At 64.0% G+C, this 15,385-nt stretch carries 18 protein-coding genes; 9 read left to right on the top strand and 9 right to left on the bottom strand.

Annotation, left to right across the window (positions count from 1 at the left end):
* Window positions 1-385: 385 nt before the first annotated feature.
* The 6 genes from J2Y49_RS19640 to J2Y49_RS19665 form a co-directional block, all read right to left on the bottom strand.
* Entirely contained in the window at window positions 386-730 is a 345-nt protein-coding gene (locus J2Y49_RS19640) for a hypothetical protein (protein WP_310116578.1), read from the bottom strand.
* A gap of 4 nt (window positions 731-734) precedes the next feature.
* Window positions 735-977, bottom strand: a complete 243-nt coding sequence (locus J2Y49_RS19645) for a hypothetical protein (protein WP_310116580.1) — start codon at window positions 975-977, stop codon at window positions 735-737.
* Window positions 974-1,339, bottom strand: coding sequence for a hypothetical protein (locus tag J2Y49_RS19650; protein ID WP_310116581.1), 366 nt, complete (start codon window positions 1,337-1,339; stop codon window positions 974-976). Before J2Y49_RS19650 ends, J2Y49_RS19645 begins: the two co-directional genes overlap by 4 nt.
* A 366-nt stretch (window positions 1,340-1,705) precedes the next feature.
* Entirely contained in the window at window positions 1,706-2,437 is a 732-nt protein-coding gene (locus J2Y49_RS19655; RefSeq protein ID WP_310116582.1) for a YsnF/AvaK domain-containing protein, read from the bottom strand.
* Window positions 2,438-2,493: 56 nt separating this feature from the next.
* Window positions 2,494-2,892 carry a YsnF/AvaK domain-containing protein gene (locus tag J2Y49_RS19660; protein ID WP_310116583.1) on the bottom strand — a complete coding sequence of 133 codons (399 nt, stop codon included), beginning with the start codon at window positions 2,890-2,892 and terminating at the stop codon, window positions 2,494-2,496.
* A 63-nt stretch (window positions 2,893-2,955) separates the two neighbouring features.
* Window positions 2,956-3,495 (bottom strand): hypothetical protein, encoded by a 540-nt coding sequence (locus J2Y49_RS19665; RefSeq protein WP_310116584.1) that lies wholly within the window; start codon window positions 3,493-3,495, stop codon window positions 2,956-2,958.
* 345 nt (window positions 3,496-3,840) lie between these two features.
* On the opposite strand from J2Y49_RS19665, the gene J2Y49_RS19670 reads away from it, so the two are divergent.
* The 8 genes from J2Y49_RS19670 to J2Y49_RS19705 all read left to right on the top strand — a co-directional run bounded on the left by J2Y49_RS19670 (window position 3,841) and on the right by J2Y49_RS19705 (window position 11,142).
* Window positions 3,841-5,034 carry a histidine kinase dimerization/phosphoacceptor domain -containing protein gene (locus tag J2Y49_RS19670; RefSeq protein WP_310116585.1) on the top strand — a complete coding sequence of 398 codons (1,194 nt, stop codon included), beginning with the start codon at window positions 3,841-3,843 and terminating at the stop codon, window positions 5,032-5,034.
* 44 nt (window positions 5,035-5,078) lie between these two features.
* A complete protein-coding gene (locus tag J2Y49_RS19675) occupies window positions 5,079-5,678 on the top strand; it encodes an exopolysaccharide biosynthesis protein (protein ID WP_310116586.1) in 600 nt (199 codons plus the stop codon).
* A gap of 202 nt (window positions 5,679-5,880) precedes the next feature.
* Window positions 5,881-6,036: a hypothetical protein gene (locus J2Y49_RS19680; protein WP_310116587.1), complete on the top strand. Its 156-nt coding sequence runs from the start codon at window positions 5,881-5,883 to the stop codon at window positions 6,034-6,036.
* 70 nt (window positions 6,037-6,106) lie between these two features.
* The gene (locus J2Y49_RS19685) at window positions 6,107-6,385 is read left to right on the top strand and encodes a hypothetical protein (RefSeq protein WP_310116588.1); all 279 of its coding nucleotides are present in this window, start codon (window positions 6,107-6,109) and stop codon (window positions 6,383-6,385) included.
* A gap of 107 nt (window positions 6,386-6,492) precedes the next feature.
* Window positions 6,493-6,690: a hypothetical protein gene (locus J2Y49_RS19690; protein WP_310116590.1), complete on the top strand. Its 198-nt coding sequence runs from the start codon at window positions 6,493-6,495 to the stop codon at window positions 6,688-6,690.
* Window positions 6,691-6,875: 185 nt separating this feature from the next.
* Complete coding sequence (locus J2Y49_RS19695) at window positions 6,876-10,031, top strand: chemotaxis protein CheB (protein ID WP_310116591.1); 3,156 nt, start codon at window positions 6,876-6,878, stop codon at window positions 10,029-10,031.
* Complete coding sequence (locus J2Y49_RS19700) at window positions 10,028-10,438, top strand: response regulator (protein ID WP_310116593.1); 411 nt, start codon at window positions 10,028-10,030, stop codon at window positions 10,436-10,438. The genes J2Y49_RS19695 and J2Y49_RS19700 overlap by 4 nt, the downstream gene beginning before the upstream one ends.
* Window positions 10,439-10,566: 128 nt before the next feature.
* Complete coding sequence (locus J2Y49_RS19705) at window positions 10,567-11,142, top strand: chemotaxis protein CheB (protein ID WP_310116594.1); 576 nt, start codon at window positions 10,567-10,569, stop codon at window positions 11,140-11,142.
* 78 nt (window positions 11,143-11,220) lie between these two features.
* On the opposite strand, the gene J2Y49_RS19710 is transcribed toward J2Y49_RS19705, so the two are convergent.
* On the bottom strand, window positions 11,221-11,586 hold the full coding sequence (locus tag J2Y49_RS19710) for a response regulator (RefSeq protein ID WP_310116595.1): 366 nt from the start codon (window positions 11,584-11,586) through the stop codon (window positions 11,221-11,223).
* 287 nt (window positions 11,587-11,873) lie between these two features.
* On the opposite strand from J2Y49_RS19710, the gene J2Y49_RS19715 reads away from it, so the two are divergent.
* On the top strand, window positions 11,874-13,175 hold the full coding sequence (locus tag J2Y49_RS19715) for a solute carrier family 23 protein (RefSeq protein ID WP_310116596.1): 1,302 nt from the start codon (window positions 11,874-11,876) through the stop codon (window positions 13,173-13,175).
* Window positions 13,176-13,286: 111 nt separating this feature from the next.
* On the opposite strand, the gene J2Y49_RS19720 is transcribed toward J2Y49_RS19715, so the two are convergent.
* Together J2Y49_RS19720 and J2Y49_RS19725 are read right to left on the bottom strand one after the other, a co-directional pair.
* A complete protein-coding gene (locus J2Y49_RS19720; protein ID WP_310116597.1) occupies window positions 13,287-14,492 on the bottom strand; it encodes an ABC transporter substrate-binding protein in 1,206 nt (401 codons plus the stop codon).
* An 83-nt stretch (window positions 14,493-14,575) separates the two neighbouring features.
* Window positions 14,576-15,355: a 3-hydroxybutyrate dehydrogenase gene (locus J2Y49_RS19725; RefSeq protein WP_310116598.1), complete on the bottom strand. Its 780-nt coding sequence runs from the start codon at window positions 15,353-15,355 to the stop codon at window positions 14,576-14,578.
* Between the last annotated feature and the right edge of the window lie 30 nt (window positions 15,356-15,385).

The raw sequence follows: 15,385 nt of genomic DNA on the forward strand, positions 1-15,385 counted from the left end.
TGGGCGGAATGCACTGGCAATGCCGATCCCTGCCGTCATCCGCTGACATCTTGACCGCCTCCTGCCCCATACCACGAACCCCGCCCACGTTGGTCTTAGCCAACAGCCACTGTTCTGCCCCACCGAATATTCATGGTGGGAGGGCATCTGCGTGGGAGGTTGTTAGGCCGGTACGCGGATATTCATCAATTCAGATGCTTGAAAGCTTACGACAGATCGACGAGTGGATGGGAACATTAAAACAAACGCTGCGGAATTTCATATACACGCCCCTGCAATCTCATTGATATTTCCGAAGATATTTCCGAATTCCAGAGCGTAAATTCTACACGATCGAGGGACTGAGTCCGAGGCTAGGCTTGGCAGTCCACGGCGGCGTTCGGAGTCATGGGTTCGGAGCCGTGGCGTCCAGGCCCCTGAAGGGCGGCGGCGGGACCGGTGCGCGGGCGCGTTCCCGGCTTGGCAGCAGGGCAATCCGATGCAAATCCTCCACCCAGGGCGACGGGTAGCTGTCGGTGCCGAAGACCCAGACGGTGGCGGTGACGCCTTTCGCCGTACGCATCAGAACGCGGGCGTCATGGCCGTCCTTTCCGGCATGGTTGGCGGCCTGTACCGCGGCAATCAGGGCGCCGACCTGTCCGTTGGGGAAGGGGCCGTAACGCTCCCCCTCCAACCCGATGAACCAGCCGTCCGTCCGGCACGACACGATGTAATGGGCTGAGAGGCTCATGAGGTCACAGATCCTTGCGGGCGGTTGCGCCGGCCGCGGCGCAGGCCATGGTGAGACGGGTCAGCATGGCCCCTCGCATCAGGCTGGCTTGTCCCGGCGGCGAAAAAGCGGGGGGAAGAAGGTCAGATGGCGCGCCGTGGAACGCCGGATGCCAACGGCGCTCGGCATTCGTCCAACGCAGCTGTTCACGCAGCACGTCGGCGCCATGGGCACATCGCCCTTCGATGGAGTGGAACAGGGCGGTCATGGGCGTTCCTCCAGTGTGGATGTGGGCGGTGGAGATGTGGCCGACGCGGATGTGGACTTCAGGAGATCCGCCATGCCCGGAACCGCCGGATGCGGTGAGCCGGCAATCGCCTGTGACGCTCCGCCGGCCGCTCCGCCGATAGCCGCACAGCACCAGCGGACATGGCAGCGCTCCCCTGCCGCCGATTGCGCCAGCACGACGCTGGCGAACCCGAGCCGTTCCGCCGCCCGCGCTTCACGAATGGCTTTGGCGAGCGCATCGGCCTGACTGGCGCAGGGCGGATAGACGAACCCGTCCACACGGACGATCCAGCCGACGCGGGTTTGCAAAATGAAGAAGGCAAGCCTTGTGCGGGCATCCATGGGCGGTCTCCGATGTGGGCCGGTTGTGTCGGCATTGGCAGCGGCCATGCCGTCCGGATCGAGTCACACCAGGAAGGGCCCAGGATTTGCGGCCCACAGCAAAAATGAGCAAGCCTGGGGTGGCTTCAGCAGACTCCAATTGGTGATCCACAAGACAGTTTGCAATGGACACTATGCAAAAGCGATGGCACTCGATGGCTTTTCACCGATCGATTTCGTGTATCTATTCGTTGTGTATTTTAAAAAAAGGGCGCTGAAAACTTCGTGAAGTCTCCACCGCCTTAGCCATTCATTCCGCCACAGCTTAAGTCGGCTGCAGCGGGAGGCGGCCGGATCGCCGCCCCATCATGGTATGCGCGCTTAGGGTCAGCGCTTGTTGCCGGACTTGCCGCCGACGGGCTCCACCTTGACGTCGGTGCGGCGGGCGGTTGCCTCCACGGCCTGTTCCCGTTCGGAAGCGGTCTTGGACAGCACGACCTCCTCGACGACGCGGGCCTCCTTGGTGATCTCCGGCGTTTCGGTGGTCGCCGTCAGTTCGACGGTCTTTTCGCCGAAGGCGGCCTTCTCCTCGTCGGGGCTCAGGGCGCGGTCAACCTTGCGGTGCTCCACATCCACCGTCTCGTCACGCAGCGTGACGGTGTCCCGGACCGGCGTCTCGGTGACCTCCGAGGTTAGCTTCATCCCACCCTTGGCGACCCGGCGCTTGCCGATCTCGACCTCCTCCTTCACCGACTGGAGGGTCTCCTGCTCGACGGTGCCGCCATTGCCCGCCTTCTTGTTGCGGGCCTTCTGCCCTGCGGAAGCCTCGGGCAGGTCGATGGCGCCGTTCTCGTCGAGGATCGCCTCGGCAGCGTCGGCGTCATCGTCGGCGATGTCGGCCGCGACCAGGGTGTGGCCCTGGCGGACGGCAGCGCCATACTGTTCGGCCAGCTCCTTCTCGAAGCCGTGCCCCAGCAGTCCCTGGGCGGCCTTGTCGGCGCTGTCGGCGCCGCCGAAGGTTTCGATGTCCGTTTCCTGGCAGCCCGCCGCGATCAGGGCCTGAAAGGCCTTCTTGGCGGAACCGGTTTCCTTGTAAAGTCCAACGACGATCGTGCTCATGGTGTTCTCCAGTGGGATTTCGAGTAATTGGGATTTTTTAGTGCGGTCTGGACCGGTCAGGCCGCGGGGTCGTCCGGCGCCGGGTCCTGGTCGACCACGACTTCCTGACGGCGCAGCGTGACCTCGCCGGTCATCTTGCGGCTTTCGGTGCGGCGGGTGATCCGGACCTCTTCCACCAGTTTCAGGCGGACCTCCACGATCGCCACCTCTTCGATCACCGAGATGACGGTGGTGTCGCCGTCCTGGCGGTCGGGGATCGGCCCATCGACGAAGCGTCCGACGGGCACCCGTTCGACCTCCAGCGTCTCCACCGACAGGTCGGCCTCGACCGGCTGTTCCCGCTCGTGGCTGAGGGTGCGGGCGCGGACGGTCCCGGTGACCTGCCGGCGCTTGGCGACGCTCACCTGCTCTTCGACGGTGAGAAGCGTCTGCGGTTCGTTTTCCGAACTGGTCAACGGAGATCCTCCTGCGATTCCTGGGCTGCGGTTCCTGGGGGGCTGGGGTTCCCGGGGGCGGCGTCAGGCGTCAGGGCTGTGCTTGGCGTCCTGGGTCAGACGGGATGCGGCCTGGGCGACGCGGACATTGACCTCGAAGAAGGCAAGCCACCCGCCGAGCAGGTAGCGGTTCCCCGCCGTCACGATGTCCTGCGGACCACGAGCCTGGAGCATGCTGCCCATCATCTCGTTCTGACGCTCCACGGCCTTGTTCATGAAGGAGACGGCTTCCGAAATGGCCGTTCCATAACCCGCCATCAGGGCGCCGCCGAGCGCCATCGCCCGGCCGCCGCCGTCATCGAGGCCCTGGTTCAGTGCGCGTTCGAACCTCTGGCCGGCGGCCTGGACGGTTTCCGGGAAGCCCTGGTTGCCCGAGGTGCCGGGCAGCTTCGGCGGCCAGGGCCTCGGCTGCTGACCGAAGCCACGGCCGGCTTTCAGCGCGTGCTCTTCACTGGCGCTACGGATGGTGGCGCCCTTTGGCGCATGTTTGCCCGCCGGGGTTTCGTCGCTTGCGCTGCGAATGGTCGGGCGGGTGGTGGGGGCGGTGTGCGTGCCGTCGTCCATATCAATTCCATATCTGTTTGGGTTTGGTGTCCGGGAGCGCTGTGCTCGACCTGATTGACTAAGGCTTATATTATGCTGCAGCGCAGAAATTCAACGCCGCAGGAAATAAAATTTGAAAGTTCATGCGATAAATCGCAGAATAGAAAGAGGGTGTTCTTTTGATTATTTTTGAGATGAGATTGTATGTATGCAGGAAGCCCAGGAAAGACCGCAGGGGCATCCAGTAATATATTTGTCGCTCCGAGGGATTGGGCCATGGAATGGGCTCCGCACCTCTTCACCTGGGAAGGCTGCGCCGTGCAGCTATATCCCTTAAGCAGAAACGGTTGGACCAGGGAGCGTTGCATGCCCGGTAATTCCCGCGATCAGAAGGACGCAGAGAAGATGGTCAGGGAGGAGGAGGCGCGTGGCGGCCCCTTCGTGGTCGCTGCGGAATCGACTCTGATGCCGATGCTGATCGCCGATCCGACCCTGCCGGATGTGCCGATCGTCTTCGTCAATGCCGCGTTCATCAAACTCAGCGGCTACGCGCGGGAGGAGGTGCTGGGCAGGAGCTATCATCTCCTGTCCGGCTCAGACACCGACCCGGAGGTGGCGCGCGCCATCGATCTGGCCTTGCGCGCCGGGGAGGCCATCGTGCGCCAGGTGCAGCTCTACCGGAAAGATGGAAAGGAGCTTTGGGTGCTCCAGCATGTCGCTCCCGTCTTCGAGGAGGGCCGCATCCGCTACCACTTCGGGTCCTTTGTCGACATCACCGAACGCAAGGCGGCGGAAAACGAATTGCGGAAACTCAACGAGGAACTCGACCGCCGCGTCTCCTTGCGCACCGAACGGCTGGACGAGCTCAACCGCAAGCTCGCCGATGAAGTCGAGCGCCGCATCGAAGTGGAGCGGGTGCTGCGCAACACGCTTCACGACAAGGACTTGCTTATGCGCGACAAGGACGACCTGATGCGGGAGGTGAACCACCGCGTCAAGAACACCCTGCAGATGGCCTCGTCCTTCCTGCGCATCCAGCTGAGCGTTGCCCATAGCCAGGGGCCGACGGTGCAGGAGGCGCTGCACAGCGCCGTGGAGCGGCTGGACCGCATGGCCGAGATCCACGAGAAGCTCTACCGGGCGCAGGGGCTGCAGGAGATCGAATTCGGCGGCTATCTGGGAATGCTGTGCCGCGACCTGCTGGCGTCCTTCGGGACCGAACCCAGGTTGAACATCGCGCTGGACGTCGATGCCGACGAGGCCTTCCTGAAGCCGGACCAGGCCATCCCGCTCGCCCTGATCGCCAACGAAGCGATGATCAACTCGCTGAAATACGCCTTCCCGGATGGACGCTCCGGCCGCATCGCCGTCTCGTTCCGCCACACCTCGCGCACTCTGCTGTGCATGACCATCGTTGACGACGGCGTCGGCATGTCCGGCGAACGGAGGGTCGGTTCGCTCGGCCTGACCTTGATGGAGTTGCTGGCCGAGCAGATCGATGGCGGCGTGACCGTCAGGTCCGACAAAGGCACGACCGTCACGGTGTCGATCCCGGCATGACCGGACCGGTGCCGCCCGCCGGAAAGGTGAGGAGCGATGCCGCCATGGGCCCGGTCATGAACCGGCATATCCCGACATCCGAGGTTCTGCGTGGCTTGCTGGCCGAGGCGCCGGCCGACTGCGTGACGTTCGGCTGGCTGCTGGACAAACTCCACAAGCGCTCCTTCGGCATCGTTCTGCTGCTGCTGGCGCTGATCGGGCTGGCTCCGGGAACGTCGCCGGTCGTCGGCCTGCTGCTGACGATTCCCGCGATCCAGATGATCCTGGCGCGCGAGAGTCCGGCCTTTCCCCGGATCATCGCTTCCCGGCGCTTCCCGACACGGCGCCTTGTCCGTCTGGTCGATCGTGCCGTGCCGGTGTTGAGGCGCATGGAGACGGTCATACACCCGCGCTGGAAGACCCCGTTCGAAGCGACGACGCGCGTGGTCGGGCTGGTCGTTCTCGCATTGACAAGCGTCTTCTTCGTGCCGATTCCACTGAGCAACGTCGTTCCGGCCGTGACGATCATGCTGATCGCCCTGGCCTATCTCGAAGAGGATGGGGTGTTGCTGGCCTTGTCCTTGACGGCAGCTGCCGCCGTGATCCTGGTCGGGGCCTTCACCATCTGGCAGTCGGTCGAGGCGGTCCGTTCCATGACGTCCTGAGCCGTGCATCGCACGCCGCGCGGCTGCGGCCAGACAGCAGTCCGCGGTTAAATTCAGAAACAATCATAAAATCATGCTGCAGCGAGGGAAATTGGCCATCAGTGCGCACCTAGTTGACAGGATTATGATTATTTCAAGCTCTTCATTGCAATAAAATATCTCATCACCATATTCAATATTAAAGTTTTGGAGGAAGATGGCCATGGCGATCAGACACATGACGTTACCGGAATGGGCGGAGTCGGAGCGTACAGCCTGGGCTTTGTCCGCACCGAAATGGAAGAACACGGCTTATCTGACACTTGGCATGTCGATCGGCTTTCTTGCGGGATTGCTGTTCGCCGGCTTCGGCGTATAGCCACCGCTTCAAGCCGCAAGCCTTGCAGAGCCTAAAGCCATCCACCGGACACGCATGGGAGTACCCTTCGATGACCTCGGCATTCACCCGCACGACCAGCAGGACCGTGACGTTCACGCATCCCTTTGCCTTGAACGGCGTCGACGGAGTCCAACCGGCAGGAAGCTATGTCGTGGAGACCGACGAGGAGTTGGTCGACTCGCTCTCCTTCCCCGTGTATCGGCGCACTGCGACCTGGCTCCATCTGCCGAGGTCCGATGGCGGGACCAACAGGGGAATGGCGATGTCGCAGACTGCGCTCATCGACCCGGATGAACTGGATCGGGTCCTTCAGTCGACGGAAAAGTGAAGCCACTCACCAGGATGAGCCCGCGGCAAGCTATGCGTCGCTCAACGGCTTAGGGAGTTCCAGTAGATACGCTTTACACTCATGTATAGCGCAGAGGAGACATCGCCATGCAAGCCGTCCATCCAAGCAACCGCTCATCGTCCATCCATTTCCTTCACAGGAAAATGTTCATCCAGACCGGGTCTTTGTTTCCATCGACCGTGACGGTTGCCGGCGAACGTCAACGCCAGCGGGAGCGTGGCTCCCAACTTCGCAACTGGGACGACGATGGTGGTGCGCAACCGCAAGAGAATGCTAAAGAGTGAGTTGACCGTCGGCGTCAGAATTTGGCATCGACGGTAGAGGAGAACGCCAACCGGGACGCCGGGCTGCCGGACCGGGGGGTCGTCTCAGTGAACCATCGAGAAATGCGCTGTCGGCAAACACGCCATCAGCGGCACCCTCAGACGATATCGGTTCGGTCCTTCGGGAGCCGCGGAAGGGCAGTACCATGAGCGATAAGGCATCCTTCCCGATCGTCGGCATCGGCGCGTCCGCCGGCGGGGTGGAGGCCTTGGAGGGACTGTTCCGCGCCTTGCCCGCCGACAGCGGCATGGCCTTCGTGGTCGTCACCCATCTGGCGCCGCAGCACGAAAGCCTGTTGGCGGACATCATCGGCCGATGCACCCCCACACCGGCGCGCGAGGCGCGTGATGGGGATGAGGTCGAACCCGACCGCATCTACACCCTGCAGCCGGGAACCCTGCTGACCATCGAGAATGGCCGGCTGCGTGTCCGGCCGGACAATGCCGCCCATCGCAAGCGCAACCCGATCGACATCTTCCTCGGCTCCCTGGCCGACGACTGTGGGGAAAGGGCCGTCGGCATCATCCTGTCGGGCAGCGGCAGCGACGGTACCCTGGGCGTCAAGGCGATCAAGGAGCGGGGCGGCTTCACCATCGCCCAGGGCCATGACGGCATCCCCCGCCATGACGGAATGCCGAACAGCGCCATCGCCACCGGTCTCGTCGACCTTGTCGCGCCGGTGGAGACGATGGCGGCGACGCTGGTGGACTACACGCGAACCGCCACGCCGCTGGGCGACCTGACGAACGAGAAGGATGTGCGTGAGGACCCGCGGCTGGAAGCTGCGCGCCGAAGCATCACCACGATCCTGCGCAACCAGATCGGGCACGACTTCCGGGGCTATAAGCACAACACCTTCCTGCGTCGCGTCCAACGCCGGATGCAGGCCCTGCGGCTGACGGACATCGATAGCTATGTCGACTATCTGCGGGAGGATCGCACCGAAGCCGCGGCGCTGTTTCGCGACCTGTTGATCGGCGTCACCACCTTCTTCCGCGATGGCGAGACCTTCCAGGCGTTGGAGGAGCAGGTCATCCCGCATCTGTTCGCCGGGAAGAGCGTCGGCGATGCGGTGCGCGTCTGGGTTCCCGGCTGCGCCACCGGCGAGGAGGTCTACTCCATCGCCATGCTGCTGTCGGAGTATGCGGAAACTCTCCACTCCGTGCCCAAGATCCAGGTCTTCGCCACCGACATCGACGAGCATGCGCTGGAAGTGGCCCGCACCGGGCGCTATCCCGCCAGCCTGGTGCGGGATGTCCCGGCGGACCGGCTCAAACGTCATTTCATCGAGGACGGCACCAGCTATGTCGTCCGCAAGGAGGTGCGCGACCTGTGCATCTTCTCGGCGCACAGCATCGTCCGCGACCCGCCATTTTCGCGCATCGACCTGATTTCCTGCCGCAACCTGCTCATCTACCTGGGGGCGGAGCTTCAGGATCAGGTCATCCCGATGTTCCATTATGCGCTGCGCCCCAGTGCCTATCTGTTCCTCGGCGTGGCCGAGACGATCGGGCAGCACCAGGCCCTGTTCGTGCCCATCGACAAGAAGCACCGTCTGTTCCGCCGGGAGGACACCGTCTCGGTGACCATTCCGTTCGCTTTGGCGGAGCATGGCGGCCGCTCGGTTCGTGGAACGGCCGATACGCCCCGCTCCATCCAGTCCAATGCCGCCAACCTGCGCGGGCATGTGGAGGCGCGCGTTCTGGAGCGCTTCGCCCCGGCCCATGTCGTCGTCAACCAGAACGGCGAGGTCGTCTACTACTCCGCCAACACCGGCAAGTACCTTCAGGCGCCGCCGGGCGCCCCGAACCGCCAGCTACTGGCGCTGGCCCGCAAGGGGTTGCGGCTGGATCTGCGCGGCGCCCTGCACGAGGCGATGCAGACCCACAAGCCGGTGACCCGCAAGCACCTTGCGGTGGAGGTGGACGATCGCGTCCAGGTGCTGGATCTGACGATCGAACCGTTCGACCGCGACGAGGAAGCCTATTTCCTGGTCCTGTTTTCCGATGTCGGCCGCCCGAGTCCGCCGGAGGAAATTTACGGCAGGGAGAGCCAATGGAATCAGGATCCCGTTGCGGTGGAGCAGTTGGAGCGTGAGCTTCGCGATACCAAGGAACGTCTTCAGAGCACGATCGAAGAGTACGAGACCTCGCTGGAGGAGCTGAAGTCCGCCAACGAGGAACTCATCTCGGTCAATGAGGAGCTGCAATCGACCAACGAAGAACTGGAAACGGCCAAGGAGGAAACGCAGTCCGTCAACGAAGAGCTCCATGCCGTCAACATCGAACTCAACGGCAAGGTGGAGGAACTGGACCAGTCGAACAACGACCTCCAGAATCTGTTCAACAGCACCCAGATCGGTATCGTCTTCCTGGACCGGTCGCTGCAGATCAGGAGCTTCACGCCGGCGGTCACCCGAATCTTCAATCTGATCGCGAGCGACCGCGGCCGGCCGCTGACCGATATCGCCAGTCATCTCGATCGGGTCGATCTGGATCAGGATCTCGGTCATGCGCTTTCGGGGCCGGAGCCGGTGGAAAAGGCGGTCCGCTCCCGTGACGGCACCAGGCACTACATCATGCGCATCCTGCCCTACCGGAACGCCCGCAGCGATTTGGAAGGCCTGTTGTTGACCTTCGTGGATGTCACGTCGCTCAAGGAGGCCGAGGAGCAGCAGCGCCAGTTGATCGGCGAGCTCGACCATCGGGTCAAGAACATGCTCGCCGTCGTGATCGCCCTGGCCCAGCAGACGCTGAAGACGATCGCCAACGCACCGGAATGCACGGCGTTCCTCGGACGCCTGCAGGCGGTTGCCGGCACCTACGATCTGCTGACCCGTGACCGATGGGGGAATATTCCCCTGAACGACATCGTGCTCAACGAGGTGAAACCCTATGCCGGCAGCGAAGGACGGTTCGTCGTTGAAGGACCCGCGGTTCAACTCCGGCCCAAGGCCGCGCTGGCGCTCGGCATGGTGATCCACGAGTTGGTGACCAACGCCGTGAAATACGGCGCATTGTCCGTGGCGGAGGGCCGCGTCGTCGTGAGATGGGAGACCGGTCAGGGGGATGCCGATCCGGCACTGCTTGTCCATTGGCGCGAGACGGGTGGTCCGGCGCTGTCGCCGCCCTCCCATCATGGCTTCGGCTCCAAACTGATCACCCAGCAGATCCGCTACGAACTGCGTGGCGACGCCGTGGTCGATTACCGTCCGACCGGCCTTGAGGCGACCTTCACCATACCAATCGCCCAGTTGAGGAGCGACGACGAAGCACCCGACCTCCCCGAGAAAGCCCGATGACCGAAAGCACGACGATCGATAGCCCGAGGATCGACAGCCCGATGTCCGGCAAGCGCCTCGATGGATGCCGGATCGTGATCGTCGAGGACGAATTGCTGATCGCCATGGCGTTGGAGGAAATACTGCTGGATGCTGGGGCCACGATCGTCGGCATGGCCGGCTGCGTGGCGGACGCTCTGGCGCTGATCGAGCGGGAAGATTTCGACGCCGCCGTCCTGGATGGCCGCCTGGATGACGAGCGGGTCACCGCCATCGCCGACGCGCTGGAAGCCGGCGCGAAGCCCTTCATCTTCCACTCGGGATATGGACCGGAACATCTGCCGCCACAGCACCGGCACCGGCCCTTGCTCCGCAAACCGTCAGATCCCGCTGCCATTGTCCGCGTGCTGTACAATGTCATCGCCTGAACGGGGAGTGGCGAACCCGGCTTGGCTGATCGGGCATGACGAAAATTCGAAAAGGACGGTGCGGGACGGCCGCGTCCGCCGTTGATCCCACGATGATGATCGACGGAACCGAACGATAAGAGTCCGGCATGGATAGGCAGACTCGGGACATTGTCGTGGTTGCGGCCTCCGCCGGTGGCGTTCAGGCGCTCCAGCGGCTGGTCAGCCAACTTCCTGGTGACTTGGCCGCGACCATTTTCGTCGTCGTACACATCGGCGCCCACCGCCCAAGTCTTCTGCCCCATCTCCTGAGCCGAGCCGGCCCCATGCCGGCCTATCATCCCGTTCATGGCCAGCCCATCGAACGTGGCCGGATCTACGTTGCGCCCCCCGACCTCCACATGCGGCTGCAGATGGGGGTCATTCACCTCGATCGAGGGCCCAAGGTCCGCCACACCCGCCCGGCAGCGGACCCGCTTTTCGAATCGGCGGCAGCGGCATACGGGCCGAGAACGGTCGGAATCGTGCTGACCGGCGGGGATTCCGACGCAACGGCGGGAGCCAGAGCCATCAAGGCGCAAGGCGGCCTCATGATCGTTCAGCAACCGCACGAAGCCGAAGCGCCCTCGATGCCGCTCAGCGCACTGCGTGACGATCACCCCGACTACATCCTCCACATCGACGACATGCCCTCGGTTCTGGTGGAGTTGGCCAAAGGGATGTAGGCCGCCGCGTCGGGCAACGGTGAATGTTCGAGGAACTCATCACTGTTCAATGCGCTGGAGACGATCATCCGCCTTCGGTCATTTCATCACCTCATGCAGCGCCTGCACGACACTGGATGACAGCGATGGCTTGCGCAGCAGCGGGCGATGACGGTGGGCGCTTGGGAGATGCTCGGGGCCGTATCCCGAATGAAATACAAATGGGATGTTCCGCGCGTCCAGCGCCTCGGCAATGGCGGTGACCGGCTCATCATCCAATCGGGCGTCCAGAAGTGCGACATCGAAGCTCTCCGCTTCGATCAGCGCAAGTGCGTCCGCGGTGGAAGCGGCGAGCCGAACAACACTGGCACCTGCCTCCTGGACCGCCGCCTCCAAAACGACGGTGACGAGGAATTCGTCCTCAACGATGAGGACCCGTCGCTCACTCAGCAGCTTTCCAGACATCCATCACTCTCCTGGCTCAGGACTTCTGTAGACCATATGCCTGCGGCCTTCGATGTACAGTGGGACAAAAGCCATGACCGCACATGACCCAAGTGCGGCGGTTTGCATGCGGCGGTTTGCATAAAGATGTGGCGCAACGGCGCCGCGGGCGCCAAAAAGCGGGCGTCGTTCCCACGGAAGGCGTCCTGCTTGCCAGAATTAATCAGATCGTCAATTTCTTGGCCTGGTATGGCCTGAACATTTCCCCGGCAACGGCGCCTTTCCACACAGCTTCGGACAGAACCTCCATGGCAGATTTCTTCCCGCGTTGGCCGCTTGCGACCGGCCCCGTCGTCCAGCCGGACGAGCGCCTTCCCTGGGGCTCGACGATGACGCTCGGCATCCAGCATCTGGTCGCCATGTCCGGCTCGACCATCCTCGGGCCGTTGCTGATGGGGTTTGATCCAAACCTCGCGGTGCTGTTTTCCGGCATCGGCACGCTGATCTTCCTCGTGCTCACCGCCGGGCGCGTGCCGAGCTATCTCGGCTCCTCCTTCTCGTTCATCGCCGTGGTGATCGCGGTGACGGGGTACAGCGGCCAGGGCGCCAATCCGAACATCGGGCCGGCGCTGGGCGGCATCATCGCGGCCGGCGTGCTCTATGTCCTCATCGGCCTGCTCGTGACCTACACCAGCACCGGCTGGATCGAGCGGCTGATGCCGCCGGCGGTGACCGGCGCGGTGGGGGCCGCAATCGGCCTCAACCTGTCCCCCGTGGCCGTCAAGGGCATCGAGGGGACGGGCCCGCACACCCTCGTCGCCCTGTTCACGCTGGTCGCCACCGCCGTCATCGCGGTCTATGCCCCACTCGCCATCCGGCGGCTCTCGATCCTCGCCGGCATCGCGGCGGGCTATGTCTTCTATCTCGTGCTGGCCAACGGGTTCGGCCTGCTGCCGCCGGTCAGCTTCGCGGAACTGGCCGCCGCCCCGTGGTTCGGCATGCCGGAGTTCCGCACGCCCAGCTTCGATGCCGGCGCCATGGCCCTCGTCGCCCCCATCGCCTTCATCCTGGTCGCCGAGAATCTCGGCCACATCAAGGCCATCGGCGCCATGACCGGGCGCAACCTCGACCGCTACATCGGCCGCGGCTTCATCGGCGACGGCATCGCCACCATCGTCTCGGGCAGCGGCGGCGGTACCGGTGTCACGACCTATGTCGAGAACATGGGCGTGATGGCGGTCACCCGCGTCTTCTCCACGCTCATCTTCGTCGTCGCCGCGGTCGCCGCGATCTTCCTGGGCTTCTCGCCGAAGTTCGGCGCCCTGCTGCGAACCATTCCGGCCCCGGTGCTGGGCGGGCTGGCGACGGTCGTCTTCGGCCTGATCGCCGCGGCGATGGTGCGCCTGTGGGTCGACAACCGCGTCGACTTCTCCGATCCGCGCAACCTCATCACCGTCGGGGTGACGCTGGTTCTCGGCGCCGGCAACTTCACCATTTCTGCCGGAGGCTTCTCCATCGGCGGCATCGGCACCGCGACCATCGCGGCGCTCGGCCTCTATCAGCTGCTCGGGATCGGCCGTTCTAGCGAGACCTCCCGCACCGCCCCCTAGCCGGCAGCTACGACGCTCCACTGACGTCGAAACTCCCTGCGGGACGCTCCCGCACGCACGGTCCGACGAAGAGCAGAGCAAGAGGGGAGCGCGTCCGCTCCCCTTTTCCCCTCATTTGACGAGCGGACAGCCGCTGTCCTTCGGGTCGATGTAGGCTTGAGCGGCGGGCACGGTCTTGACGATCTTGAAGTAATCCCAGGCATATTTGGACTCGGCCGGCGTCTTCACCTGGGCCAGATACATGTCGTTGAAGATCCGGCCGTTGGCGGCGATCTTCGCGTCCTTCATCATCATGTCGGTGATCGGCATGGACCGCATCTTGGCCGCCACCTTGTCGGTATCGTCGGTGCCGGCCTCCTTGACCGCCTGCAGGTAATGCCGGACCGCCGAATAGACGCCGGCCTGGTTCATCGACGGCTTGCGCCCGGTGCGCTCCTCGAACTTCTTCGACCAGGCGCGGGTCTCGTCGGTCATGTCCCAGTAGAAGGAGTTGGCAAACATCAGGCTCTGCGCGGTCTCCAGCCCGAGCGCATGGATGTCGTTGACGTTCAGCAGCAGGCCGGCAAGCGTCTGGCCGCCCTGGGGAATGCCGAACTCGGCCGCCTGTTTGACGCCATTGATGGTGTCGCCGCCGGCATTGGCGAAGGCCACCACATCCGCACCCGACGCCTGTGCCTGCAGCAGGTAGGAGGAGAAGTCGGACGCCCCCAGCGGATGGCGCACGCTGCCCTTGACCGAGCCGCCGAGCTGCTTGACCGTGTTGACCGCTTCGGCTTCCAGCGAATGGCCGAAGGCATAGTCGGCGGTGATGAAGAACCAGCTCTTCCGCCCCTGCTCGACCAGCGCACGGGCGGTGGCCGACGCCACGGCATGATTGTCCCAAGTCCACTGGAAGCCGTAGGGGCTGCATTCCTTGCCCGTCAGGTCGGTGGAGCCGGGGCCGGACATCAGGAAGAGGCGCTTCTTGTCCCGTGTGATCCCTTGGACGGCCAAAGCGGCGGCGGAATTCGGCACGTCGGCGACGACATCGACCTTTTCGGTGTCGATCCATTGCCGCGCCAGATTGGCGGCGATGTCCGCCTTGTTCTGGTGGTCGCCGACGATGATCTCGATCTTGGTGCCGTTCACGGCGTTGCCGAACTCCTCGGCCGCCATCCTTGCGGCGATGGCCGATCCTTCACCGTTGATGTCGGCGTAGATGCCGGACCGGTCGGACAGCATGCCGATCTTGATGACGCTGTCGGACATCTGGGCATTCGCCGTGCCGGTGGTGGCCAGCGTGGCCAAAGCGGCGCCGGCGAGAAGGACTTTGCGCATGTTTCACTCCCAATTCTGACAGTTCTTGGTGCTTGGGGCAGTCGCCGGCGACGGCGGCGCCCGGAGACTCTCGGGACGAAGGCTCAATGGGTGGTATAGCCGCCGTCCACGGGGATGACCGCCCCGGTGATCGATGCCGCGGCGTCGGAGCAGAGGAAGGCGATGGCGGCGGCGACCTCTTCCGGGGCGATCAGCCGACCGGTCGGCATCTTTTCCAGGAACACCGCCTTCAGGACCTGATCCTCGGGCAGGCCGGTGACCTGCGCCTGCTGGGCGATCTGCTTCTCGATGATTGGGGTCAGCACGGTGCCGGGACACACCGCGTTGCAGGTGATGCCGTGGGGGGCGAGTTCGATCGACACGGACTTGGTCAGGCCGATGATGCCGTGCTTGGCGGCGACATAGGCGGGCTTGTGCGGGGCGCCTACCATGCCCAGCACGGAGGCGGTGTTGACGATGCGCCCCCAGCGCCGCTCGCGCATCGCCGGCACGGCCGCCTTGATGGTATGGAACGCCGCGCTCAGATTGACCGCCAGCAGCAGGTCCCACTTGTCGTCGGGGAACTCGTGCAAGGCGGCGACATGCTGGATGCCCGCATTGTTCACCAGGATGTCCACCGGTCCCAGCAGGTCCGCGGCCTCCGCCATCATGGCGCGGGCCTCCTCCGGCCGGCTGAGGTCGGCGCCCGAATAGACGATCCGGGTCCCGCTTTGCTCCGCGATCCCGGCACAGGTCCGGTCGATCTCCGCACGGTCGCCGAAGCCATTGACCATCACATGGCAGCCCCGGCCGGCCAGTTCCCGCACGGTCGCCAGCCCGATGCCGCTGGTGGAGCCGGTGACCACGGCGTTTCTGTTCTGCATTTATCGTCCCTCGGTCAGAAAATGGTGCGG

This window comes from Azospirillum sp. BE72 (assembly GCF_031455875.1).
In the GTDB taxonomy this organism is placed as follows: Bacteria; Pseudomonadota; Alphaproteobacteria; order Azospirillales; family Azospirillaceae; genus Azospirillum.

Coding starts and splice junctions, on each gene's coding strand:
- J2Y49_RS19640 (WP_310116578.1), bottom strand. CDS start 730: ATGAGCCTCTCAGCCCATTACATCGTGTCGTGCCGGACGGACGGCTGG.
- J2Y49_RS19645 (WP_310116580.1), bottom strand. CDS start 977: ATGACCGCCCTGTTCCACTCCATCGAAGGGCGATGTGCCCATGGCGCC.
- J2Y49_RS19650 (WP_310116581.1), bottom strand. CDS start 1,339: ATGGATGCCCGCACAAGGCTTGCCTTCTTCATTTTGCAAACCCGCGTC.
- J2Y49_RS19655 (WP_310116582.1), bottom strand. CDS start 2,437: ATGAGCACGATCGTCGTTGGACTTTACAAGGAAACCGGTTCCGCCAAG.
- J2Y49_RS19665 (WP_310116584.1), bottom strand. CDS start 3,495: ATGGACGACGGCACGCACACCGCCCCCACCACCCGCCCGACCATTCGC.
- J2Y49_RS19670 (WP_310116585.1), top strand. CDS start 3,841: ATGCCCGGTAATTCCCGCGATCAGAAGGACGCAGAGAAGATGGTCAGG.
- J2Y49_RS19675 (WP_310116586.1), top strand. CDS start 5,079: ATGGGCCCGGTCATGAACCGGCATATCCCGACATCCGAGGTTCTGCGT.
- J2Y49_RS19680 (WP_310116587.1), top strand. CDS start 5,881: ATGGCGATCAGACACATGACGTTACCGGAATGGGCGGAGTCGGAGCGT.
- J2Y49_RS19685 (WP_310116588.1), top strand. CDS start 6,107: ATGACCTCGGCATTCACCCGCACGACCAGCAGGACCGTGACGTTCACG.
- J2Y49_RS19690 (WP_310116590.1), top strand. CDS start 6,493: ATGCAAGCCGTCCATCCAAGCAACCGCTCATCGTCCATCCATTTCCTT.
- J2Y49_RS19695 (WP_310116591.1), top strand. CDS start 6,876: ATGAGCGATAAGGCATCCTTCCCGATCGTCGGCATCGGCGCGTCCGCC.
- J2Y49_RS19700 (WP_310116593.1), top strand. CDS start 10,028: ATGACCGAAAGCACGACGATCGATAGCCCGAGGATCGACAGCCCGATG.
- J2Y49_RS19705 (WP_310116594.1), top strand. CDS start 10,567: ATGGATAGGCAGACTCGGGACATTGTCGTGGTTGCGGCCTCCGCCGGT.
- J2Y49_RS19710 (WP_310116595.1), bottom strand. CDS start 11,586: ATGTCTGGAAAGCTGCTGAGTGAGCGACGGGTCCTCATCGTTGAGGAC.
- J2Y49_RS19715 (WP_310116596.1), top strand. CDS start 11,874: ATGGCAGATTTCTTCCCGCGTTGGCCGCTTGCGACCGGCCCCGTCGTC.
- J2Y49_RS19720 (WP_310116597.1), bottom strand. CDS start 14,492: ATGCGCAAAGTCCTTCTCGCCGGCGCCGCTTTGGCCACGCTGGCCACC.
- J2Y49_RS19725 (WP_310116598.1), bottom strand. CDS start 15,355: ATGCAGAACAGAAACGCCGTGGTCACCGGCTCCACCAGCGGCATCGGG.